Origin of the sequence: Pseudomonas aphyarum, from assembly GCF_028657055.1 — a bacterium.
GTDB classification, from domain to species: Bacteria; Pseudomonadota; Gammaproteobacteria; order Pseudomonadales; family Pseudomonadaceae; genus Aquipseudomonas; species Aquipseudomonas aphyarum.
The window spans coordinates 33,333-53,734 of the sequence record NZ_JAMDGS010000014.1 but is presented as its reverse complement, the minus strand read 5'-3'; the positions used below and the strand labels follow the sequence as shown (position 1 = coordinate 53,734).

The 20,402-nt window shown below is 61.7% G+C and carries 20 protein-coding genes; 7 read left to right on the top strand and 13 right to left on the bottom strand.

The features are described 5' to 3' along the window. Nucleotides 1-40: 40 nt before the first annotated feature. Both M5G18_RS21015 and dadA read right to left on the bottom strand, forming a co-directional pair. Nucleotides 41-394: a RidA family protein gene (locus M5G18_RS21015; RefSeq protein WP_039765240.1), complete on the bottom strand. Its 354-nt coding sequence runs from the start codon at nt 392-394 to the stop codon at nt 41-43. Further along, a complete protein-coding gene (gene dadA, locus M5G18_RS21010) occupies nt 366-1,670 on the bottom strand; it encodes a D-amino acid dehydrogenase (protein ID WP_262193178.1) in 1,305 nt (434 codons plus the stop codon). The genes M5G18_RS21015 and dadA overlap by 29 nt, the downstream gene beginning before the upstream one ends. A gap of 154 nt (nt 1,671-1,824) precedes the next feature. On the opposite strand from dadA, the gene M5G18_RS21005 reads away from it, so the two are divergent. Further along, nucleotides 1,825-2,313: an Lrp/AsnC ligand binding domain-containing protein gene (locus M5G18_RS21005; protein ID WP_003177284.1), complete on the top strand. Its 489-nt coding sequence runs from the start codon at nt 1,825-1,827 to the stop codon at nt 2,311-2,313. 4 nt (nt 2,314-2,317) lie between these two features. On the opposite strand, the gene M5G18_RS21000 is transcribed toward M5G18_RS21005, so the two are convergent. Further along, the gene (locus M5G18_RS21000) at nt 2,318-2,671 is read right to left on the bottom strand and encodes a YkgJ family cysteine cluster protein (RefSeq protein ID WP_007954485.1); all 354 of its coding nucleotides are present in this window, start codon (nt 2,669-2,671) and stop codon (nt 2,318-2,320) included. Between the two features lie 145 nt (nt 2,672-2,816). Between M5G18_RS21000 and M5G18_RS20995 the strand changes: the two genes are divergently transcribed. Continuing rightward, nucleotides 2,817-4,127 carry an NAD(P)/FAD-dependent oxidoreductase gene (locus M5G18_RS20995; RefSeq protein ID WP_207984318.1) on the top strand — a complete coding sequence of 437 codons (1,311 nt, stop codon included), beginning with the start codon at nt 2,817-2,819 and terminating at the stop codon, nt 4,125-4,127. A gap of 35 nt (nt 4,128-4,162) precedes the next feature. On the opposite strand, the gene M5G18_RS20990 is transcribed toward M5G18_RS20995, so the two are convergent. Next, entirely contained in the window at nt 4,163-4,408 is a 246-nt protein-coding gene (locus M5G18_RS20990; RefSeq protein ID WP_007954481.1) for a DUF1127 domain-containing protein, read from the bottom strand. Between the two features lie 179 nt (nt 4,409-4,587). On the opposite strand from M5G18_RS20990, the gene M5G18_RS20985 reads away from it, so the two are divergent. Beyond that, nucleotides 4,588-6,012 (top strand): aminotransferase-like domain-containing protein, encoded by a 1,425-nt coding sequence (locus M5G18_RS20985; RefSeq protein WP_273896058.1) that lies wholly within the window; start codon nt 4,588-4,590, stop codon nt 6,010-6,012. 6 nt (nt 6,013-6,018) lie between these two features. On the opposite strand, the gene M5G18_RS20980 is transcribed toward M5G18_RS20985, so the two are convergent. From M5G18_RS20980 to M5G18_RS20965, 4 genes are all read right to left on the bottom strand, one after another. After that, nucleotides 6,019-6,549 carry a DUF1120 domain-containing protein gene (locus tag M5G18_RS20980; RefSeq protein WP_273896057.1) on the bottom strand — a complete coding sequence of 177 codons (531 nt, stop codon included), beginning with the start codon at nt 6,547-6,549 and terminating at the stop codon, nt 6,019-6,021. A 14-nt stretch (nt 6,550-6,563) separates the two neighbouring features. Next, complete coding sequence (locus M5G18_RS20975) at nt 6,564-8,987, bottom strand: fimbria/pilus outer membrane usher protein (RefSeq protein ID WP_273896056.1); 2,424 nt, start codon at nt 8,985-8,987, stop codon at nt 6,564-6,566. Further along, entirely contained in the window at nt 8,987-9,694 is a 708-nt protein-coding gene (locus tag M5G18_RS20970; RefSeq protein WP_273896055.1) for a fimbria/pilus chaperone family protein, read from the bottom strand. The genes M5G18_RS20975 and M5G18_RS20970 overlap by 1 nt, the downstream gene beginning before the upstream one ends. 130 nt (nt 9,695-9,824) lie before the next feature. Beyond that, a complete protein-coding gene (locus M5G18_RS20965) occupies nt 9,825-10,484 on the bottom strand; it encodes a DUF1120 domain-containing protein (RefSeq protein WP_273896054.1) in 660 nt (219 codons plus the stop codon). A gap of 344 nt (nt 10,485-10,828) precedes the next feature. On the opposite strand from M5G18_RS20965, the gene M5G18_RS20960 reads away from it, so the two are divergent. After that, entirely contained in the window at nt 10,829-12,397 is a 1,569-nt protein-coding gene (locus tag M5G18_RS20960) for a phospholipase D family protein (protein WP_273896053.1), read from the top strand. A 21-nt stretch (nt 12,398-12,418) separates the two neighbouring features. Here the strand turns inward: M5G18_RS20960 and M5G18_RS20955 are convergent, their stop codons facing one another. After that, nucleotides 12,419-13,564 (bottom strand): MFS transporter, encoded by a 1,146-nt coding sequence (locus M5G18_RS20955; protein ID WP_273896052.1) that lies wholly within the window; start codon nt 13,562-13,564, stop codon nt 12,419-12,421. A 184-nt stretch (nt 13,565-13,748) separates the two neighbouring features. Beyond that, entirely contained in the window at nt 13,749-15,242 is a 1,494-nt protein-coding gene (locus M5G18_RS20950) for an aldehyde dehydrogenase (protein ID WP_273896051.1), read from the bottom strand. Between the two features lie 235 nt (nt 15,243-15,477). Here M5G18_RS20950 and M5G18_RS20945 point away from each other — a divergent pair, with 235 nt between their 5' ends. Continuing rightward, nucleotides 15,478-15,840 (top strand): cupin domain-containing protein, encoded by a 363-nt coding sequence (locus tag M5G18_RS20945; RefSeq protein ID WP_007954453.1) that lies wholly within the window; start codon nt 15,478-15,480, stop codon nt 15,838-15,840. Nucleotides 15,841-15,913: 73 nt separating this feature from the next. Here M5G18_RS20945 and rpmG read toward each other — a convergent pair whose 3' ends face one another. Both rpmG and rpmB read right to left on the bottom strand, forming a co-directional pair. Then, nucleotides 15,914-16,069 carry a 50S ribosomal protein L33 gene (gene rpmG, locus M5G18_RS20940; RefSeq protein WP_003177274.1) on the bottom strand — a complete coding sequence of 52 codons (156 nt, stop codon included), beginning with the start codon at nt 16,067-16,069 and terminating at the stop codon, nt 15,914-15,916. Nucleotides 16,070-16,080: 11 nt separating this feature from the next. Then, nucleotides 16,081-16,314, bottom strand: a complete 234-nt coding sequence (rpmB, locus tag M5G18_RS20935; RefSeq protein WP_003177273.1) for a 50S ribosomal protein L28 — start codon at nt 16,312-16,314, stop codon at nt 16,081-16,083. Between the two features lie 446 nt (nt 16,315-16,760). On the opposite strand from rpmB, the gene M5G18_RS20930 reads away from it, so the two are divergent. Beyond that, a complete protein-coding gene (locus M5G18_RS20930) occupies nt 16,761-18,347 on the top strand; it encodes an ABC transporter substrate-binding protein (RefSeq protein ID WP_085606123.1) in 1,587 nt (528 codons plus the stop codon). A 36-nt stretch (nt 18,348-18,383) separates the two neighbouring features. Here M5G18_RS20930 and radC read toward each other — a convergent pair whose 3' ends face one another. Further along, on the bottom strand, nt 18,384-19,058 hold the full coding sequence (gene radC / locus M5G18_RS20925; protein WP_007954447.1) for a RadC family protein: 675 nt from the start codon (nt 19,056-19,058) through the stop codon (nt 18,384-18,386). 135 nt (nt 19,059-19,193) lie between these two features. Between radC and coaBC the strand changes: the two genes are divergently transcribed. Next, nucleotides 19,194-20,402, top strand: coding sequence for a bifunctional phosphopantothenoylcysteine decarboxylase/phosphopantothenate--cysteine ligase CoaBC (coaBC, locus tag M5G18_RS20920; protein ID WP_085606127.1), 1,209 nt, complete (start codon nt 19,194-19,196; stop codon nt 20,400-20,402).

The following is a 20,402-nucleotide window of genomic DNA, read 5'->3' as shown; positions in this document are numbered from 1 at the left end:
GAACCGCCAACAGCACCGGGAGAGGGATCTTTACAACGGGTTACGGCAACGCGGCGACGATGGAGATCTCGACCAGGATGCTCGGCTTGGCCATCTTCGCTTCAACCGTGGCACGGGCCGGGGCGGCGCCCTTGGGCAACCACTGATCCCACACCGAATTCATGCCTGCAAAGTGCGCTTCGATGTCGTTCAGGTAGATCGTCGCCGACAGCAGATGCTGTTTGTCGGTGCCGGCCAGATCGAGCAGGCGCTCGATGTTGGCGAGTACGTCGCGGGTCTGCTGTTCGACACCGGCGTTGAAGTCATCGCCGACCTGCCCGGACAGATACACCGTACCGTTGTGGCTGACGATCTGACTCATGCGCTCATTGGTGAGCTGGCGCTGGATTGCCATGCTTTGCGGACTCCTGGGTGGTGTTGCCATAACGGGAAATATCGAGGCCTTCGGCGCTGATCTGCGGCTTTTTCTTCGCCATCAGGTCAGCCAGCAAGCGACCGGAGCCGCACGCCATGGTCCAGCCGAGGGTGCCGTGACCGGTGTTCAGGAACAGGTTCTTGAACGGGGTGGCGCCGACGATCGGCGTGCCATCCGGGGTGGTTGGACGCAGGCCGGTCCAGAAACTCGCTTCGGCCAGATTGCCGCCCTGAGGATAAAGGTCGTTGACGATCATCTCCAGGGTTTCACGCCGACGCGGGTTCAGCGACAGGTCAAAACCGGCAATCTCCGCCATGCCGCCGACGCGGATGCGGTTGTCGAAACGGGTGATCGCGACCTTATAGGTCTCGTCGAGGATGGTCGAAGTCGGGGCCATGTCCGGGTTGGTGATCGGCACGGTCAGCGAGTAACCCTTCAACGGATACACCGGGGCCTTGATGCCCAGCGGCTTGAGCAGTTGCGGCGAGTAGCTGCCGAGAGCGAGCACGTAGCGGTCGGCGGTTTCCAGCTTGCCGTCGATCCACACGCCGTTGATGCGGTCACCGGCGAAGTCGAGGCGCTGGATGTCCTGGCCGAAGCGGAACTCCACACCGAGCTTGGTGGCCATTTCGGCGAGGCGGGTGGTGAAGATCTGGCAGTCGCCGGTCTGGTCGTTCGGCAGGCGCAGGGCACCGGCGAGGATGTCGGTGACACCGGCCAGCGCCGGTTCGACGCGAGCGATGCCGGCGCGGTCGAGGACTTCGAACGGTACGCCGGATTCTTTCAATACGGCGATGTCCTTGGCGGCGTTATCCAGTTGCGCCTGGGTGCGGAACAACTGGGTCGTACCGAGGCTGCGGCCTTCGTAGGCGATGCCGGTTTCGGCGCGCAATTCATCGAGGCAGTCGCGGCTGTACTCGGACAGGCGCACCATGCGCTCCTTGTTCACCGCGTAACGGTTGGCGGTGCAGTTGCGCAGCATCTGCGCCATCCACAGGTACTGGTCGATATCGGCGGTGGCCTTGATTGCCAGCGGCGCGTGGCGTTGCAGCAGCCACTTGATGGCCTTGAGGGGAACGCCCGGCGCAGCCCACGGCGAGGCGTAGCCCGGCGAGACCTGGCCGGCGTTGGCGAAACTGGTCTCCATGGCCGCGGCGGGCTGCCGGTCGACCACCACCACTTCAAACCCGGCACGGGCCAGATAGTAAGCACTGGCGGTACCGATGACGCCGCTACCCAAGACCATAACGCGCATTTTGTATCCCTCATCGCGGCGTGCCGCGTACGTCTGTTGTTAGAGCAATGATGCGCGCAGTGTAAAAAAGATTTGCCAGTGCTTTTCACTGTATAAGCGCCTATATTTGGCGACAATTCTCGGCAAAAACCCTTTTCACGGAGGCGCATCCCCTATGCGTACCAACACTCAGACCAAACGTGAGCTGGACAAGATCGACCGCAACATCTTGCGGATCCTGCAGGCGGACGGGCGGATTTCATTCACCGAACTGGGCGAGAAGGTCGGGCTCTCCACCACGCCGTGTACCGAGCGGGTGCGGCGCCTGGAGCGCGAGGGGATCATCATGGGGTACAACGCCCGCCTGAATCCGCAGCACTTGAAGGGTAGTCTGCTGGTGTTCGTCGAGATCAGCCTCGACTACAAATCCGGCGATACTTTCGAAGAGTTCCGACGTGCGGTGCTGAAATTGCCCCACGTGCTGGAATGCCATCTGGTGTCAGGGGATTTCGACTATCTGGTGAAGGCGCGGATTTCCGAAATGGCCTCGTACCGCAAGCTGCTGGGCGACATCCTGCTCAAGCTGCCGCACGTGCGCGAATCCAAGAGCTACATCGTGATGGAAGAAGTGAAAGAGAGCCTGAGCCTGCCGATTCCGGACTGATCGCTCAAACCAGCACCTGCCGGTTTTCGGCCATGTACTCGAACACCTGCTTCTCGACCCGTGGGTGAATCAGTTCCACCGGTCGCCGGCCGTTGGGGCACGGCAAGGTCTGGGTGGTGCCGAACAGCCGGCAGATCAGCGGCCGCTCGTCATACACCGTGCAGCCATTCGGTCCCAGGTGCACACAGTTGAGCTCTTCCATGGCCGCGTCCTGCTCGGCGCGGGTCTTGCGCGGCAGGCGGGACATTTCCTCGGGCGAGGTGGTCACCGGCCCGCAACAGTCATGACAGCCCGGCACGCATTCGAACGTGGGAATCTGCTGACGCAGGGTGCGGATTTTCTGACTGTTGCAGCTCATTGCAGCGGTAACCGGAGCGAAATAGGCGGCAATTGTGCCGCAAAAGCCGTGATCCAGACACCACGGGCCGACCAATGTTGCCCGGCCTCGGGCCTGCGGCTTATGCTCCGTCAAATTTTCTCGACACCCGCTCAGGATGACGCCCATGAATGCCCGCGCCCAAGCCACCGCGAGCCAACCCCACGTTGCCTCTTATTACGCCGCCAGCAGCCTGCCGCAACCCGACCATCCGGTGCTGCAAGGTGAACTGATCGCGGACGTGTGCGTAGTCGGCGGCGGTTTCTCCGGGCTGAACACCGCGCTGGAACTGGCTGAACGGGGTTTGAGCGTGGTGTTGCTGGAGGCGCACCGGATCGGCTGGGGCGCCAGCGGCCGCAACGGCGGGCAGCTGATTCGCGGGGTCGGTCACGGCCTCGATCAGTTCGCCAACGTGATCGGCGCCGACGGCGTGCGTCAGATGAAACTCATGGGCCTGGAAGCGGTGGAAATCGTCCGCCAGCGCGTCGAAAAATTTCAGATCCCTTGCGACCTGACCTGGGGTTACTGCGACCTCGCCAACAAACCTTCCGATCTGGAAGGTTTTGCCGAGGACGCCGAAGAGCTGCGCGGCCTCGGTTATCGCTACGAAACCCGACTGCTGCAAGCGAACGAAATGCACACCGTGGTCGGTTCCAACCGCTACGTCGGCGGTTTGATCGACATGGGTTCCGGGCATCTGCACCCGCTGAACCTGGCACTCGGCGAAGCCGCAGCAGCGCAGCAACTCGGGGTGAAGCTGTTCGAGCAATCGGCGGTCACCCGCATCGACTACGGCCCTGAAGTCCGGGTGCATACAGCACAAGGTTCGGTGCGAGCGAAAACCCTGGTGCTGGGTTGCAATGCCTATCTCAACAATCTGAATCCGCAACTCAGCGGCAAGGTGCTGCCGGCCGGCAGCTACATCATCGCCACCGAACCGCTGAGCGAAGAACAGGCCCACGCTCTGCTGCCACAGAACATGGCGGTCTGCGACCAGCGGGTGGCGCTGGATTACTACCGGCTCTCGGCGGATCGTCGTCTGTTGTTCGGTGGCGCCTGCCATTACTCGGGGCGTGATCCAAAGGACATCGGCGCGTACATGCGGCCGAAGATGCTCGAAGTGTTTCCGCAGCTCGCTTCAGCGAAGATCGATTATCAGTGGGGCGGGATGATCGGCATCGGTGCCAACCGTCTGCCACAGATTGGCCGGCTCGCCGATCAGCCGAATGTGTATTACGCCCAGGCCTATTCCGGCCACGGCGTGAATGCCACGCACCTGGCGGGCAAGCTGCTGGCCGAGGCCATCAGCGGCCAGCACAGCGGCGGCTTCGACCTGTTCGCCAAAGTGCCACACATCACCTTCCCCGGCGGCAAGCATCTGCGCTCGCCGCTGTTGGCGTTGGGGATGTTGTGGCACCGGCTTAAAGAATTGGTGTGAGCTCGTTCCTACGCTCCTGCGTGGGAACGATCCCTCTAAATCCGCCAGAACGGCTTCAACCCCTCCTCCAGCGCCTGCTCGCGGGTCAGCCCGATGTCCTTGAGCTGCTCGGGCGTCAGGCGCAGCAACGCCTTGCGCGTGTGCAGACGATGCCAGAACAGGCCCCAGCGACTCAGGCCGGACGGTGCGTTGCGCATGATCTCGTTGCGCGCGTTGTCCTGTTGCCCTGCCTCCAGTTCCTGACTGTGTAACGTCAGCCGCACATCGCTCAAACCGTTCATTTTCATTGCTCCTGTTTACTTGGGTAGCCAGAGATTCCATGATGCGCGGGCGAGCAAAAGCATTACAGATTCAACACATCTGTATTATTTCCATACAGATTTGCTGTCTCTGCGACTGAATTGTCGATTTACGCCGCATCTGTACTGGTTTAACGAATCATCTGCATCGAGGCAGTGCCATGACGCTCTATGTGAACCTCGCCGAATTGCTCGGCACCCGCATCGAACAAGGCTTCTACCGTCCTGGTGATCGCCTGCCGTCGGTGCGCGCCTTGAGCGTAGAACACGGGGTGAGCCTGAGCACGGTGCAGCAGGCCTATCGCATGCTGGAAGACAGCGGCCTGGCCACGCCGAAACCCAAGTCCGGGTACTTCGTGCCGGTCGGGCGTGAGTTGCCGGAACTGCCGGCAATCGGGCGCCCGGCGCAACGGCCGGTGGAGATTTCCCAGTGGGATCAGGTGCTGGAACTGATTCGCGCCGTGCCGCGCAAGGACGTGGTGCAACTCGGTCGCGGCATGCCGGACATCTCGTCACCGACGATGAAACCGCTGCTGCGCGGGCTGGCCCGTATCAGCCGCCGTCAGGACATGCCCGGTCTGTATTACGACAACATCCACGGCACCCTCGAACTGCGCGAACAGATCGCCCGGCTGATGCTCGATTCCGGCTGCCAGTTGAGCGCCAGCGATCTGGTGGTCACCACCGGTTGCCATGAAGCACTGTCCACCAGCATCCACGCGATCTGCGAGCCCGGCGACATCGTCGCAGTGGACTCGCCGAGTTTTCACGGCGCCATGCAGACCCTCAAAGGCCTGGGCATGAAAGCCCTGGAAATCCCCACCGACCCGCTCACCGGTATCAGCCTCGAAGCCCTGGAACTGGCGCTGGAGCAATGGCCGATCAAGGTCATCCAGCTCACGCCCAACTGCAACAACCCGCTCGGCTACATCATGCCGGAGTCGCGCAAACGCGCCCTGCTCAACCTGGCCCAGCGCTTCGACGTGGCGATCATCGAGGACGATGTGTATGGCGAACTGGCCTACACCTACCCGCGCCCGCGCACGATCAAATCCTTCGACGAAGACGGCCGCGTATTGCTGTGCAGTTCATTTTCTAAGACTCTCGCGCCGGGACTGCGCATCGGCTGGGTCGCACCCGGTCGCTACCTCGAACGCGTGCTGCACATGAAATACATCAGCACCGGTTCCACCGCGCCCCAGCCGCAGATCGCCATCGCCGAATTTCTCAAGGCCGGACACTTCGAACCGCATTTGCGGCGGATGCGCACGCAATACCAGCGTAATCGCGACGTGATGATCGACTGGGTGACGCGTTACTTCCCGGCCGGCACCCGCGCCAGCCGCCCGCAAGGCAGCTTCATGCTCTGGGTTGAACTGCCGGAAGGTTTCGATACGCTGAAACTGAATCGTGCGTTGCACGATCAGGGCGTACAGATTGCTGTCGGCAGCATCTTTTCCGCCTCGGGCAAGTACCGCAATTGCCTGCGCATGAACTACGCGGCCAAACCCACAGCGCTGATCGAAGAGGCTGTGCGCAAGGTCGGCGCGGCGGCGATCAAGCTTCTGGCGGACAGTCACAACTGACGCACCTCAGCGCAAGCGAAATCCCAGATCGGTGTCGAAACGGGTCAGGTCACTGACCCGGCTCGCCGCCGATGGAACCCGCGCGTCCAGTTCCAGCTCGACTTCCATTCCCTGACCTTCGATTCCAACTCCGGCGAGCGCAGGTATCAGTCTGGAACCGGGACGAAGGACATCAGCATCCGGCCCCTCAATGAGCCACTGCGTCAGCCTGCCGTCGACCCGCACGTTCAACACACGGACTTTGAGCGTACCGGCGCCGAAGCGGTAGTGCCCGGCATCGACGGCCGACCCGATCAGTTCCAGACGCAACGGACCGGGCCGGCTGCACTGGACAGTGGCCTGAGCACGGCGAAGACCGAAACTCAACGATTCACCTTGTACCGATTGCGCCAGCAATTGCCCGCGCGTCGTGGTGCCGAAATCGATGGCGGCCGGGCCGAGCCTGACCGTGCAATCGGGGTTCGCCTCCACACCTTCCATGAATGCCAAAAGCCCCGTCAGCAGCACGCACGTGGCGCCTGTCTTCAATCCTTGCATGGTGTTTTCCTTTTTCAGACAGTACGGCAGATGGCCGATGCGGTTTCATACAAGGCGTCGACGTCAGGCTCCAGGCTCATGGCGAATTCCAGGTGACACCGCTGGCCATCCGGCAACAGCACATGCAACTTGAGGTCTGGCTGCACGTCCGGCAGGAAAATCTGCCCAGCCTCCAGCACGCTGGTGACGTACCGCCCCTGGTCATCAAAAACACCGACACCCTTGCGGACAAAATGGCTGTCCGGCATGCGCGCCTGCAACAGCACGCGCCGTGCGGTGACCATGTCGAACGCCATGTTTGCCACCGCGGCACGCCCGGCTTCAACCTCCTGATAAGCGTTGTGCACATCGACATTGCGCCCCAGGCTAGCCGTGTCGAGTTCGACCCGTCCTTTGCTGTACGCCGGCAGACTCGCTGCCACGGCGTGCCCGGAATGATCGGTCCAGACCGGGCCACGCGGGGTGTTCAACTTCACCCCGGCGCTGTCACCGGCCTTGAGCAAGGCGAAGGTTTCGCGCAGCGGATAAGGCGACAGCGTCACGCCGTCACTGTGTACCAACGCTCCGCCGCGCAGGCCGATGTCATAGTTCTGGTTACCGGCGCCGCTACGGGAATAGCCCATGTCCATCTGACTGTAGCGGGGCAACAGATTGACCCGCCCGTTGAACCCGGCGCTGCCGTCATCCGGTCGCTCGGCGCCGATGCTGTAGGCCAGGGTGTCGCTGGATTGTTCATTGAAGCGCAGACCGCTGCGGGTGCCGCTCACGGCGTCGTTACGCACGTAACCGCGCAAGGTCTGGCGGGCGCCCAGAGGCAAGCTGACACTCAGATAGGCCGCTGTGCCACGGGCATCATCGGAGGCCCCGGCGACATCCCGTTCAACCGTGAATGTCACAGTGGCCCGCCGAATACTCTGCGACCAGGCCAGGGCGACTCTGGACGTGGCCATCCCGTCAAACATGGAGAAGCGCGAGTAGCTGGCGGAAAAGCCTCCGTACACCGGGCTGCTGGTGCTCAGGTTTGCCGTCAGTTGATTGCGCACTCGCTGGAAGGGTCGATCATTGCGCGAATCCCAGGTGGTGTCCGACAGCGTGCGGAAACCCTGGGTCTGCTGGGTCAGCGCAACACTTGTCGACAACCTTCCACTCAACCGACCGCTGGCCGTCCACTGCAATTGCGTGCCGGACACGGCCTGATCCTGTGCCCTGGAAATCACCTGGCGCCCACCGAGTATCAGCCGATCACCGATGCCGCCCTGCATTGCCCAGCCCAGCGACTCATAGCCTGTGCCAAGCATGGCGCCGGCCGTGACCTGCCCGCGCGGACCCAACTGCCAGTCCTTGCTGGCGGCAAGGAAGGACGGCGCATCACGCTCGTCACCGGCATAGCGCCGTACCTGACCGACCGCCAGCCCATAGCCCGCCGCCCTGCCCGTCATCCCGCCCCGCAACTGCGTCGCCGGCACAATGAAACGCCGTTGCTGCCCGTCCTCTTCGTGCACCGTCACTTCCAGATCCACGCTCTGGCTGAGCAGCGGCAAACCCACCAGCGTGAACGGCCCACCGGGCACCACCGTGGTGTAGATCAGCGCACCGTTCTGGGTGACTTCGATTCGCGCGGCGGAATAGGCAATGCCTTCAACCCGCGCACCTGAGCTGTCATCGTCCAGCGCCATCAGGGCCAGTTCCGGTTGCACCTGAACACCGTTGAACGCCTCACCGGCAAACAGCGGCGAGACCATGTTCAACTGACCCAGTTGCAGGTTGGCCCGGTAGCGTTCCGAGGTGTGTGAGGCGTAGGCATACAAATGCTCGAGACGATCTTGTCCGGCAAACTCGCTGTACACCTGACGACTGCGAAACGACCAGTCAGCCGCATTCAGGCCCAGCTCGGCATTCAGGTTGCGGAACTGCGAAGACTGGCCGGCAAAACGACTGCCCAGGAGCAAGGCGTCGTAGTTGAACAGGCCTGCCGTGCCCCCGTTCAGAAAGCTGCGATCGGCCGGGCGATCGGGCACCAGCGCATCGGTGGGCAACAGCAGCGAGATGTGTTCCTGTGACGGATCGGCTTGTACCACCGCACCCCGAAAGTGCCGGGCGAACAGTTCGCACCCCGCCTTACCCGACGGCTCGACGTAATCCGCCGCCCGGATGCCGCCCCGCTCCAGAAGGGACGGCGTGAAGCACAACTCGCCTTCGGCATCGAACACCACCTGCACCCGCCCCTTCGGCACACCGTTGACCGACAGCGCGACGGCCTGCACGCCCTCGCGAAAACGCGGCGCCTGGCTGAAGTACTCGGCCAGGCGCGGATCCAGCCCGCGTGATTTCAGTACATCCTGATTGAACTGCACGGACACACCCTCGGCGCTTCTGGCGACAGGAGCGGAGCCAAGAACGATGATCAGCGCCGCGCCGGCCAGACAACGCCAATGCATCAATCCGTCACCAAAGGAGCATCGAAGTGCGCAATGGCGAAACCGTAGGTGGTCACCGGAAACAGCCGCACCTGAAGCGGCACATGGTTCGAATCAGGCGTTCCGCTCAAGGTCAGTTGCTCGCCGGGCAGCACATAGGTGCGTCCCAGATCCATCTCTTTACTGCCAGGCAGTAGCGTCACCGAATGGCCCAGCCGCACCACATACGGACTGGGATTGCGCACTTGAATCTCAGCGCCTTGCCGCGACCAGACCAGATGCTTCCACGGCTCGCGGTCGACCGGCAGATTCGCCGGACGCAGGATTGCCGGAATGTTCTGCCGCACGCTCAGGCTCACCTGCGCCTTGCCCGTCGAGTCCTGCGGCGCGATCCCTTCGAATACCACTCGCTTGAGGCGCTCGGTCTTCAAAGGCTCTGCACTGCGCAGGATGAAACGCACGCGCTGGGTTGCACCAGCCTCGACCCGTGCCACCGGCGGTGTCAGCAGAAGCAATGACTCGGTGTCCTGCGGCACGTCTTCAACAGAGGTGTGCAGCAGCGCGGGATGCGATTCACTGTTGAACACATTGATACCGGCCTCACCCACGCCTTCGTCGAGCACTACGACAGGCGTCTCGGGCACCATTCCCGCCGCCCGGACAGGGCCGGGCACCCACAAGAAAACCAGCAGGATGCTGGCGATGGCATTTCGCACAAAGGCGTTCATGACGTTGTCCACAGGCGAGCGCGCAGCCGGCTTCCATGCCGGGCCACAGGCCAGCCGATAACATTGATTGAAGAAGACAGGCTTCGGAAGCGACCGACGCCTGTCGATGATTTGCGCGTTGCGCGATCTGTCAGAGGTAGAGCAGCTCGAACGTTGCCGAGCCGTTGAGCGCGATTTCAGAGGCGATCGGAAGCCTCGACGCCGGCCCGATCACCGGCACCAGTGTCATGGGAAAGGTGTGCACCACGCCAGGCAGCGGCCCGGCAGCCAGACTGCGGCCCCAGGAGTAACGAAGATTGCCTTCATAGTTTTTACCGACCAGCGTGGCAGGCGCCGGGACGTCCCAATTGGCGTTTGCACCTTGCTTGTACATCACGATCGAGGTTTGACCATCAACGGTCGGCGTGCCGAAGCGCAGACCATATCCACCGATCTTTGTGCCGGCCACCTCGCCAATCCCGTAGATGTACATGGCCCAGTCCGAGCCATCGACGACGATTCCGGGCAATTGGGTATGGGCCTGGTTGTCATGCACCTTGATGGCCATGGGTGCGGAAGCCGAACAACTCACGTTCAGGGAGACGTTGTGATTGGTCAGCTCGGTCTGACTGTCCCGGTTCAGTGACGCAGCGGAAATGTCACCCAGGTCCACTGTGTTGCCGCCGGCAAAGGACGGCGTGCACGAGGTCGGGATAATGGTGCCGGTTATGGTCAGGTCTGCACCATCGGCCATGGCCAATGCCGGACACAGGGCGCTTGCGACAGCGATTGCACGAAAGGTCTTGCGCATGAAAATTCTCACTCCATAAGAATCGAAAGATGACAGCCAGCTGCGCTTCTTCTGCTGAAAAACAGGAACTTTCCTGCCTCAGAATCAGCGCCGTCATTATTCAGATTGCTTCCCGGCAGCGATGTAAGGCGAGGGCACAATCAGCAACGGAAAAATCGCTGCAAGGCGTAGCTGATATGAGTCTGAAAAATCCTCAATATGTTTAATAAACGGTGTTCTGCCGACAGCCATGAGCTACAAACCGCTCTGCCCAAGGGATCGGATCAATTGCCCGCGCGAACGGGCAACACGCTGCGCATGCCGTGCCATACTCCAGACCTCGCCCATACCCGGAACAACCCGACTTGAGCTCCAGACACTTCCTGCCACCTGCACTGTTGTCCGCCCTGTTGCTCACCGGATGCGCCTCGCTGGATGTCCCGCGCGAACCAAGCCAGGCGCTGCCGGCGTCCGACTCCGCGTTCGGTCGTTCGATCCAGGCCCAGGCGGCGCCCTACAAGGGCCAGTCCGGCTTTCGCCTGCTATCCAACAGCACCGAAGCCTTCACCGCTCGCGCCGAGCTGATCCGCAACGCGCAACGCAGCCTCGATTTGCAGTACTACATCGTCCATGACGGCATCAGTACGCGAATGCTGGTGGAAGAAGTGTTGAAGGCCGCCGATCGTGGCGTGCGGGTGCGGATCCTGCTGGACGACACCACCAGCGACGGCCTCGACCTGATCATTGCCACCCTGGCGGCACATCCGCAGATCCAGATCCGCCTGTTCAATCCGCTGCACCTGGGGCGCAGCACCGGCGTGACCCGGGCGGCCGGGCGGCTGTTCAACCTGTCGCTGCAACACCGGCGGATGCACAACAAGTTGTGGCTGGCGGACAACAGCGCGGCCATCGTCGGCGGGCGCAATCTGGGCGACGAATACTTCGATGCCGAGCCCAACCTGAACTTCACCGATATCGACATGCTGAGTGTCGGGCCGGTCGCCGAGCAGCTCGGGCACAGTTTCGACCAGTACTGGAACAGCGCCCTGAGCAAGCCGATCGACGAGTTCCTCTCCAGCAAACCCACGTCCAAAGACCTGCAGAACACCCGCACGCGCCTGGAAGAATCCCTGGAGGAAACCCGCAAACAGAATCACGCGCTGTATCAGCAGTTGATGACCTACCGCACCGACCCGCGCATGGATATCTGGCGCAAGGAGCTGATCTGGGCCTGGAACCAGGCGCTGTGGGATGCGCCGAGCAAGGTGCTGGCCAAGGGCGAACCCGATCCGCAATTGTTGCTGACGACCCAACTGGCGCCAGAGCTGACCGGCGTCAGCAAAGAACTGGTGATGATTTCTGCCTACTTCGTGCCGGGGCAGCCGGGGCTGGTCTACCTGACCGGCCGCGCGGATGCCGGCGTGTCGGTGAGCCTGCTGACCAACTCGCTGGAAGCCACCGACGTGCCGGCGGTGCACGGTGGTTATGCGCCGTATCGCAAGGCGTTGCTGGAACATGGCGTGAAGCTGTTTGAGCTGCGGCGCCAGCCTGGGGATAACTACGGCAGCGGCCCGCACCTGTTTTACAGCAAGTCCTATCGCGGCTCGGATTCGAGCCTGCACAGCAAGGCAATGATCTTCGACGGCAAAAAATCGTTCATCGGCTCGTTCAATTTCGACCCGCGCTCGGTGCTGTGGAACACCGAAGTCGGGGTGCTGGTGGACAGCCCTGAACTGGCAGCCCACGTTCGCGAACTGGCCTTGCAAGGCATGGCGCCAGCGCTCAGCTACGAAGCGAAACTGCAGGACGGAAAAGTGGTGTGGGTCACCGAGGACAACGGCCAGATGCACACCTTGACCAAAGAGCCCGGCAGTTGGTGGCGGCGCTTCAATGCGTGGTTCAGCACCACGGTGGGACTGGAGCGGATGCTGTAGCAGCCCGCTCCAGCCGCTTCATCAAGCAGGCTCCGGCACCTTGCCGAATGCCCCTTGCCGCGACAGCAGAATCACCAGCCCGAACGCCCCGGCTGCCATCAACCACGGTAGCGCATGCCCGCTGATCCACTGACTGCCCGCGCCCGCCATCAACGGCCCGACCAGACAACCGACGCCCCACAGCTGCGCGACATGCGCGTTGGCGCGCACCAGTGCATCGTCGCGGTAGCGTTCGCCGATCAGGATCAGCGACAGGGTGAACAGGCCACCGGCACTGGCGCCGAACAGCACCCACAGCGGCCAGATCAGCAAGGTGTCGAGCAGCATCGGGATCGCCAGACTCGACAGCATCAACACCACTGCGCAGCCGGTGAACAAGGTCCGCCGTGACAGATAATCGGCCAGCGCACCGATGGGCAATTGCAGCAGCGCATCGCCCACCACCACGGTACTGACCATCGCCAGCGCAATCTCTGCGGTGAACCCTTGTTGCAGGCAATACACCGGCAACAGCGTCAGGATCATCGCTTCGAACGCGGCGAACAACGACACCGCCCAGGCGATGGCCGGCAATTCGCGAGCGAAGCCCCACAGATCGCCGAAGGTCACGCTGCTGGCCTCACTGCTTGGTGCGCCGCTGCGACCCAGCAGCAGAAACGGCGAAGCGATCAGCAGACCGACACCCACCCAAAAACCGTAATCGTGATCCGTTCCCAGTGCGCCCAACAGCAACGGACCAGACAGTTGGCTCAACGCATAACTGCTGCCATACAGAGCGACCAATCGTCCTCGCCACTGCTCGACCACCAGTTGATTGATCCAGCTCTCGCCGAGGATGAACACGATGGTCAGGATCACCCCGATCATCAGCCGCAGCACCAGCCAGATCGGGTAGCTCGGCAGCAGCGCCAGCAGGCCGATGGACAGTGCCCCGGCCCACAGACACAGGCGCATCAGGTTCGCGGTGCCGAAACGCGCTGCCAGATGACTGGAAATCTTCGCCCCCAGCAACACGCCAATGGCCGGCATTGCCGCCATCACGCCAATGGCGAACGAGCCGTAGCCCCAGCCCTCCAGGCGCAACGACACCAGCGGCATGCTGACACCGAGGGCCAGGCCAACACTCAAGACAGACGCCAACACGGCGAAATACGTCGCCCAACGCATGGTCCACGCTCCTGTGGATAATTTTTATGTGCACCACAAAACACTGTGGGAGCGAGCTTGCTCGCGAAAACGGTTTCACATTCAGCAAATGTGCTGACTGATACACCGCTTTCGCGAGCAAGCTCGCTCCCACAGGGATCTTTGTATCGTTCGGGAGCCCGCCTCGGCAGGCTCCCTCAACGGTTTACAGCTTGATCCAGGTCGCCTTCAGCTCGGTGTATTTGTCGAACGCGTGCAGCGACTTGTCACGGCCGTTGCCCGACTGCTTGAAGCCGCCGAACGGTGCGGTCATGTCGCCGCCGTCGTACTGGTTGACCCATACGCTGCCGGCACGCAGGGCCTTGGCAGTCAGGTGCGCCTTGGAAATGTCCTGAGTCCAGACCGCTGCCGCCAGGCCGTAAGGCGTGTCGTTGGCGATGTTGATCGCTTCCTCGGCAGTGTCGAAGGCAATGACCGACAGCACCGGGCCGAAGATCTCTTCCTGGGCAATTTTCATCGCGTTGCTCACGCCGTCGAAAATCGTCGGCTCGACGTAGGTGCCACCGGTTTCCTGAAGAATGCGCTTGCCACCAGCCACCAGTTTGGCGCCGTCGGTGTGGCCCGATTCGATGTAGGACAGCACGGTGTTCATCTGCTGGGTGTCAACCAGCGCGCCAACGTTGGTAGCCGGATCCAGCGGGTTGCCCGGTTTCCAGGTTTTCAGCGCCTCGATCACCATCGGCAGGAATTTGTCCTTGATCGAACGCTCGACCAGCAGACGCGAACCGGCGGTGCAGACTTCGCCCTGGTTGAAGGCGATGGCGCTGGCGGCGGATTCGGCGGCGGCTTGCAGGTCCGGTGCATCGGCAAACACGATGTTCGGGCTCTTGCCGCCAGCTTCCAGCCAGACGCGTTTCATGTTCGATTCGCCGGAATAGATCATCAGTTGCTTGGCGATCTTGGTCGAACCGGTGAACACCAGAGTGTCGACATCGTTATGCAGAGCCAGCGCCCTGCCGACGGTGTGGCCGTAACCCGGCAGTACGTTCAGCACGCCTTTCGGAATGCCGGCCTCGACCGCCAGTTCCGCGATACGGATGGCGGTCAGCGGGGATTTTTCCGACGGCTTGAGGATCACCGAGTTACCGGTCGACAGGGCCGGGCCGAGTTTCCAGCAGGCCATCATCAGCGGGAAGTTCCACGGCACGATGGCGCCAACCACGCCGACTGGCTCACGGGTTACCAGACCCAGTTGATCGTGCGGCGTAGCGGCGACTTCGTCGTAGATCTTGTCGATCGCTTCACCGCTCCAGCTCAGCGCTTGCGCAGCACCCGGCACGTCGATGTACAGCGAATCGCTGATCGGCTTGCCCATGTCGAGGGTTTCGAGCAGGGCCAGTTCTTCGGCGTGCTGCTTGAGCAGGCCGGCGAAACGGATCATGGTGGCTTTGCGTTTGGTCGGTGCCAGGCGCGACCAGACGCCGGAATTGAAGGTGGCGCGGGCGTTTTCCACGGCGCGCTGGGCGTCGGCGGCGTCACAGCTGGCAATCTTGCCCAGCAGACGACCATCGACCGGGCTGATGCACTCGAAGGTCTCGCCGGAGACGGCATCGGTGTACTCGCCATTGAGGTAGGCGCGGCCTTCGATCTTCAGGTCGCGGGCGCGTTGTTCCCAGTCGGCACGAGTCAGGGTGGTCATTCGAGTGTCCTCCTCTTGTTCAATACGAGCGCCGCGATCGTCGCGGTCGTCCTCAGGAATACTGCCCGGCCAGCCTGCTTTTCGGCCCAAGGCATCCGCCACCCTAAACCAGCGGCCGGGGTTGTTTCAATATATTTGACATAAGCTCGCCATACGGCCTTGCGGCGTTCAATTTAATCAACATAGACTTTGGCCCTTTCACGCCATCGCGCCGTCATCACGGGAGAAAACAACAATGAACATCCAGAACGTCGTCGACATCAGCCTGACCACAACCGAAGCCGAACGCTATCGCCCGGACCCGGCCAAAGTGCTCAAGGGCGATCCCGAGCAAGCGGTGTTCAATCAATACGACAGCCCTTGCGGGCAAATGGGCGTCGGCGTGTGGGAAGGTGCGGTGGGCCAGTGGACGGTGAATTACACCGAGCACGAATACTGCGAAATCCTGCAGGGCGTTTCGGTGCTGCGTGATGGCGAAGGCAATGCCAAGACCCTGCGTGTCGGCGACCGCTTCGTGATTCCCGCCGGTTTCCGTGGTACCTGGGAAGTGCTGGAGGCTTGCCGCAAGGTCTATGTGATCTTCGAACAGAAGGCCTGAGGCCTTTCGTCAGGCAACAAAAAAGGCCCGTATCGTGAGATACGGGCCTTTTTCGTAAGTCGGGAAAAATCAATTACTTGATTTTGCCTTCCTTGTAGATCACGTGCTTGCGAACAACCGGATCATATTTCTTGATCTCGATTTTGTCCGGGGTAGTACGCTTGTTCTTGTCGGTAGTGTAGAAGTGACCAGTACCGGCGCTCGAGATCAAACGAATCAATTCACGCATGATTAGCTCCCTTAAACCTTGCCGTCGCGACGCAGCTCGGCCAGCACAACGCTGATGCCACGCTTGTCGATGATACGCATGCCTTTGGCGGAAACGCGCAGGCGTACGAAACGTTTCTCTTCTTCAACCCAGAAGCGGTGATGCTGCAGGTTCGGCAGGAAACGACGACGGGTTTTGTTGTTTGCGTGGGAAATGTTGTTCCCAGTCACCGGACCCTTACCGGTAACTTGACATACTCTAGACATGCCTCAGCCCTCTAAAACCACATGCCCAACCCGGCATGGGTTGGCCGCTTAATCTCTAGTCATTGTGGCGCCAGGCGCCGCGATTCTTTAGAGGTCTTACCGGCTACACCTACAAGCGAAGGAACCGGGCCCCTAGAAAAGAGCGCTGCTTTATACCAGAAAGACCACGGAGCAACAACTTTCCGTGTGCAAAGAATGGCTAAAAAGCCGCTTTTTCCGGCTGAAAGCGCTTTGGGTAAAGGCTGCCGGCAATTTATACCATTCGTCGAAGAAAACCGATCATACCCGCGATCGAGACTTTTCCCGCCGTCTCTTCCGACAAATCCTGCGCCGCGCAGCCCCGAAAATGCAAAAAGGGGATAGTCATTTGCAATCGCGACCACTAGGGTAGGCCTTTTCCAGACTGCACTTGCAGATGGGCCTTCGATCTGTAAAGGAAGCCGACCATGCGCCTCGCTGCCCTCCCCCTGCTCTTCGCCCCGCTGTTACTGAGTCCACTGGCCCAGGCCGCCGCCCTGAGCGTCTGCACCGAGGCCAGCCCCGAGGGCTTCGACGTGGTGCAGTACAACTCGCTGACCACCACCAACGCATCGGCCGACGTGCTGATGAACCGCCTGGTGGATTTCGACACCGCCAGCGGCAAGGTCGTCCCGAGCCTGGCCGACAGCTGGGAAGTCAGCACCGACGGCCTGACCTACGTGTTCAAGCTGCACCCGCAGGTGAAGTTCCACACCACCGACTACTTCAAGCCGACCCGCGAACTGACCGCCGAAGACGTGAAATTCAGCTTCGACCGCATGCTCGACCCGGCCAACCCGTGGCACAAAGTTGCCCAGAGCGGCTTCCCTCACGCCCAGTCGATGCAGCTGCCGAGCCTGATCAAGAAGATCGACGCGCTGGACCCGCTGACCGTGCGCTTCACCCTCGATCATCCGGATTCGACGTTCCTGGCGACCCTGAGCATGGGTTTCGCCTCCATTTATTCGGCTGAATACGCCGACAAGCTGCTGAAGGCCGATGCCACCGACAAGCTCAACAGCCAGCCGGTCGGCACCGGTCCGTTCGTGTTCACCCGGTTCCAGAAAGACGCGTCGATCCGCTACAAGGCCAACCCGGACTACTTTCGCGGCAAGCCTGCGGTAGATCCGCTGATTTTCGCCATTACCCCGGATGCCAACGTGCGCCTGCAAAAGCTGCGGCGTAACGAGTGTCAGATTGCCCTGTCGCCAAAACCACTGGACGTACAGGCGGCTAAGCAGGAGCCGACGCTGAAAGTCGAAAAGACTGACGCGTTCATGACCGCATTCGTCGGCATCAACAGCCAGCATCCGCCGCTGGACAAACCGGAAGTGCGCCAGGCGATCAACCTCGCCTTCGACAAGGCCAACTACCTTAAAGCCGTGTTCGAGGACACTGCTGAAGCCGCCAACGGCCCGTATCCGCCGAACACCTGGAGCTACGCGAAGAACTTGCCGGGTTACGCCCACGACGTGAACAAGGCCAAGGCGTTGCTGGCCAAGGCCGGATTGAAGGACGGCTTCCAGACCACCATCTGGACGCGCCCGTCCGGCAGCCTGCTCAACCCGAACCCGAGCCTGGGTGCACAACTGCTGCAATCGGACCTGGCGGAAATCGGCATTCAGGCAGAAATCCGCGTGATCGAATGGGGCGAACTGATCCGTCGCGCCAAGGCTGGCGAGCATGACCTGCTGTTCATGGGTTGGGCCGGCGACAACGGCGACCCGGACAACTTCCTCACGCCGCAGTTTTCCTGCGCAGCGGTGAAGTCCGGCACCAACTTCGCCCGCTATTGCAACGCCGATCTGGACAAGCTGATCAGCGCCGGCAAGACCACCAGCGAGCAAGGTGTGCGCACCAAGCTCTACGAACAGGCGCAGGCGCAGATCCAGCAGCAGGCATTGTGGCTGCCGCTGGCGCATCCGACCGCCTATGCGCTGACGCGTAAAGACGTGCAGGGCTATTCGGTGAGCCCGTTCGGGCGGCAGGACTACTCCAAGGTCACCCTCAAGTAATCCGCCTCGGCTCGCAGCGACCACGGTCGCTGCGAGCTACATCCAACCACACTCCGCCATCGACAGCGGCTCACCATCGCCCACGATGAAGTGATCCAGCACCCGCACATCGATCAGCTCCAAAGCCTTCTGCAAGCGCTTGGTCAATAATCGATCAGCCTGACTCGGATCGCTGTTCCCCGACGGATGGTTGTGGCACAGAATCACCGCCGCCGCGTTGTTGGCCAGGGAACGCTTCACCACTTCCCGGGGATGCACGGCGGTGTTGTCGATCGAGCCGCGAAACAGCGTCTCGAAAGTCAGCACCTGATGTTTGGAGTCGAGAAACAGGCAACCGAACACCTCGTGTGGCTCGTGGCGCAGCATGGCCTTGAGGTAATCACGCACGACCTGCGGGTTTTCCAGCGCCGTTTTCTGGCGCATGCGCTCGGCCAGGTGTCGCCGGCCCATTTCCAGCACGGCCTGCAATTGAGCAAATTTCGCCGGTCCCAGTCCCAATTGTTCACTGAACGTTGCGAGATCGGCCTCAAGCAAGGCTCGCAAGCTGCCGAACTGACCCAACAGGTGTCTCGCGACATCCACCGCGCTTTTGCCGGATACACCCGTGCGCAGAAAAATCGCCAGCAATTCGGCATCGGAAAGACTTCCCGAGCCCTGTTCCAACAGCTTCTCCCGCGGCCTTTCCGCCGCCGGCCAATCGCGAATACTCATACACCTTCCTTGTCTGTGGGCGCCGCTGTTCCGTAGCGGTCGCTGTGATATCGTAGCCCATCTTTTTTGCGGGCGAATTCACCCTGGGGAGGGGGTTTCGCCACGTATGTCACCAACGAAATGAAAGGCAGACCTATGCAGCGGCTGTATCGGAAACGCATCGTTCTGGGCGTCGGCGGCGGTATTGCTGCCTACAAGAGCGCCGACCTTGTGCGCCGCCTGATCGATCAGGGCGCCGAAGTGCGCGTGGTCATGACCCGTGGCGGCAGCGAATTCATTACCCCGCTGACCATGCAGGCCCTGTCCGGCCACCCGGTTCACCTGGACTTGCTCGACCCGGCCGCCGAAGCGGCGATGGGCCACATCGAACTGGCCAAATGGGCCGATCTGGTGCTGATCGCCCCGGCCACCGCCGACCTGCTGGCCCGTTTGGCCCAAGGCATCGCCAACGATCTGCTGACCACGCTGGTGCTGGCCACCGACGCCATCGTCGCGGTCGCCCCGGCCATGAACCAGGCCATGTGGCGCGACCCGGCGACCCAGGCCAACCTGCAACTCCTTGAAAGCCGTGGCCTGAAGACCTTCGGCCCGGCCTCGGGCAGCCAGGCCTGCGGCGACGTCGGCATGGGCCGCATGATGGAAGCCACCGATCTGGCTCAGCTCGCGGCGGACTGCTTCCAGCGTCAGGCGTTGACCGGCAAGCACGTGGTGATTACCGCCGGCCCGACCCAGGAAAACATCGACCCGGTGCGCTACATCACCAACCACAGCTCCGGCAAAATGGGCTTCGCCCTGGCTGAAGCGGCAGTGGAAGCCGGCGCCCGCGTCACGCTGATCAGCGGCCCGGTGCATTTGCCGACGCCGGATCGCGTCACCCGCATCGACGTGGTCAGCGCCCGCGACATGCTTGCCGCGTGTGAAGCCGCGATCCCTTGCGACATCTTTATCGCCTCGGCGGCGGTGGCGGACTACCGTCCGGAAGTCGTCGCCCCGCAAAAATTGAAGAAAGACCCTACGAGCGGCGATGGCTTCGTCCTGCAAATGGTGCGCAACCCGGACATACTGGCCACCATCGCGACCCGTCCCGACCGTCCGTTCAGTGTCGGCTTCGCCGCCGAGACCGAACACCTGCTCGACTACGCTGCACGCAAGCTGAAGGACAAGAATCTCGACCTGATCGTCGCCAACGACGTCGCCAACCCGAGCATCGGTTTCAACAGCGAAGAAAACGCCTGCAGCGTCATCGACCGTGCGTTGCACGCCACGGTTTTCGCCCAGACCAGCAAGAGCAAGATCGCTCGCCAGCTGGTCACTTTTATCGCCGAACGTCTGAACCAGGTTTAA

Bases quoted from the DNA above. Each gene is read 5' to 3' on its own strand.
- M5G18_RS20980 (WP_273896057.1), bottom strand. From the start codon at position 6,549: ATGCAAGGATTGAAGACAGGCGCCACGTGCGTGCTGCTGACGGGGCTT.
- M5G18_RS20995 (WP_207984318.1), top strand. From the start codon at position 2,817: ATGAATGCCCGCGCCCAAGCCACCGCGAGCCAACCCCACGTTGCCTCT.
- M5G18_RS20990 (WP_007954481.1), bottom strand. From the start codon at position 4,408: ATGAACGGTTTGAGCGATGTGCGGCTGACGTTACACAGTCAGGAACTG.
- M5G18_RS20975 (WP_273896056.1), bottom strand. From the start codon at position 8,987: ATGCATTGGCGTTGTCTGGCCGGCGCGGCGCTGATCATCGTTCTTGGC.
- coaBC (WP_085606127.1), top strand. From the start codon at position 19,194: ATGCAGCGGCTGTATCGGAAACGCATCGTTCTGGGCGTCGGCGGCGGT.
- M5G18_RS20955 (WP_273896052.1), bottom strand. From the start codon at position 13,564: ATGCGTTGGGCGACGTATTTCGCCGTGTTGGCGTCTGTCTTGAGTGTT.
- M5G18_RS21015 (WP_039765240.1), bottom strand. From the start codon at position 394: ATGGCAATCCAGCGCCAGCTCACCAATGAGCGCATGAGTCAGATCGTC.
- M5G18_RS21000 (WP_007954485.1), bottom strand. From the start codon at position 2,671: ATGAGCTGCAACAGTCAGAAAATCCGCACCCTGCGTCAGCAGATTCCC.
- rpmB (WP_003177273.1), bottom strand. From the start codon at position 16,314: ATGTCTAGAGTATGTCAAGTTACCGGTAAGGGTCCGGTGACTGGGAAC.
- M5G18_RS20945 (WP_007954453.1), top strand. From the start codon at position 15,478: ATGAACATCCAGAACGTCGTCGACATCAGCCTGACCACAACCGAAGCC.
- dadA (WP_262193178.1), bottom strand. From the start codon at position 1,670: ATGCGCGTTATGGTCTTGGGTAGCGGCGTCATCGGTACCGCCAGTGCT.
- M5G18_RS20985 (WP_273896058.1), top strand. From the start codon at position 4,588: ATGACGCTCTATGTGAACCTCGCCGAATTGCTCGGCACCCGCATCGAA.
- M5G18_RS20970 (WP_273896055.1), bottom strand. From the start codon at position 9,694: ATGAACGCCTTTGTGCGAAATGCCATCGCCAGCATCCTGCTGGTTTTC.
- M5G18_RS20930 (WP_085606123.1), top strand. From the start codon at position 16,761: ATGCGCCTCGCTGCCCTCCCCCTGCTCTTCGCCCCGCTGTTACTGAGT.
- M5G18_RS20965 (WP_273896054.1), bottom strand. From the start codon at position 10,484: ATGCGCAAGACCTTTCGTGCAATCGCTGTCGCAAGCGCCCTGTGTCCG.
- M5G18_RS20950 (WP_273896051.1), bottom strand. From the start codon at position 15,242: ATGACCACCCTGACTCGTGCCGACTGGGAACAACGCGCCCGCGACCTG.
- radC (WP_007954447.1), bottom strand. From the start codon at position 19,058: ATGAGTATTCGCGATTGGCCGGCGGCGGAAAGGCCGCGGGAGAAGCTG.
- M5G18_RS21005 (WP_003177284.1), top strand. From the start codon at position 1,825: ATGCGTACCAACACTCAGACCAAACGTGAGCTGGACAAGATCGACCGC.
- rpmG (WP_003177274.1), bottom strand. From the start codon at position 16,069: ATGCGTGAATTGATTCGTTTGATCTCGAGCGCCGGTACTGGTCACTTC.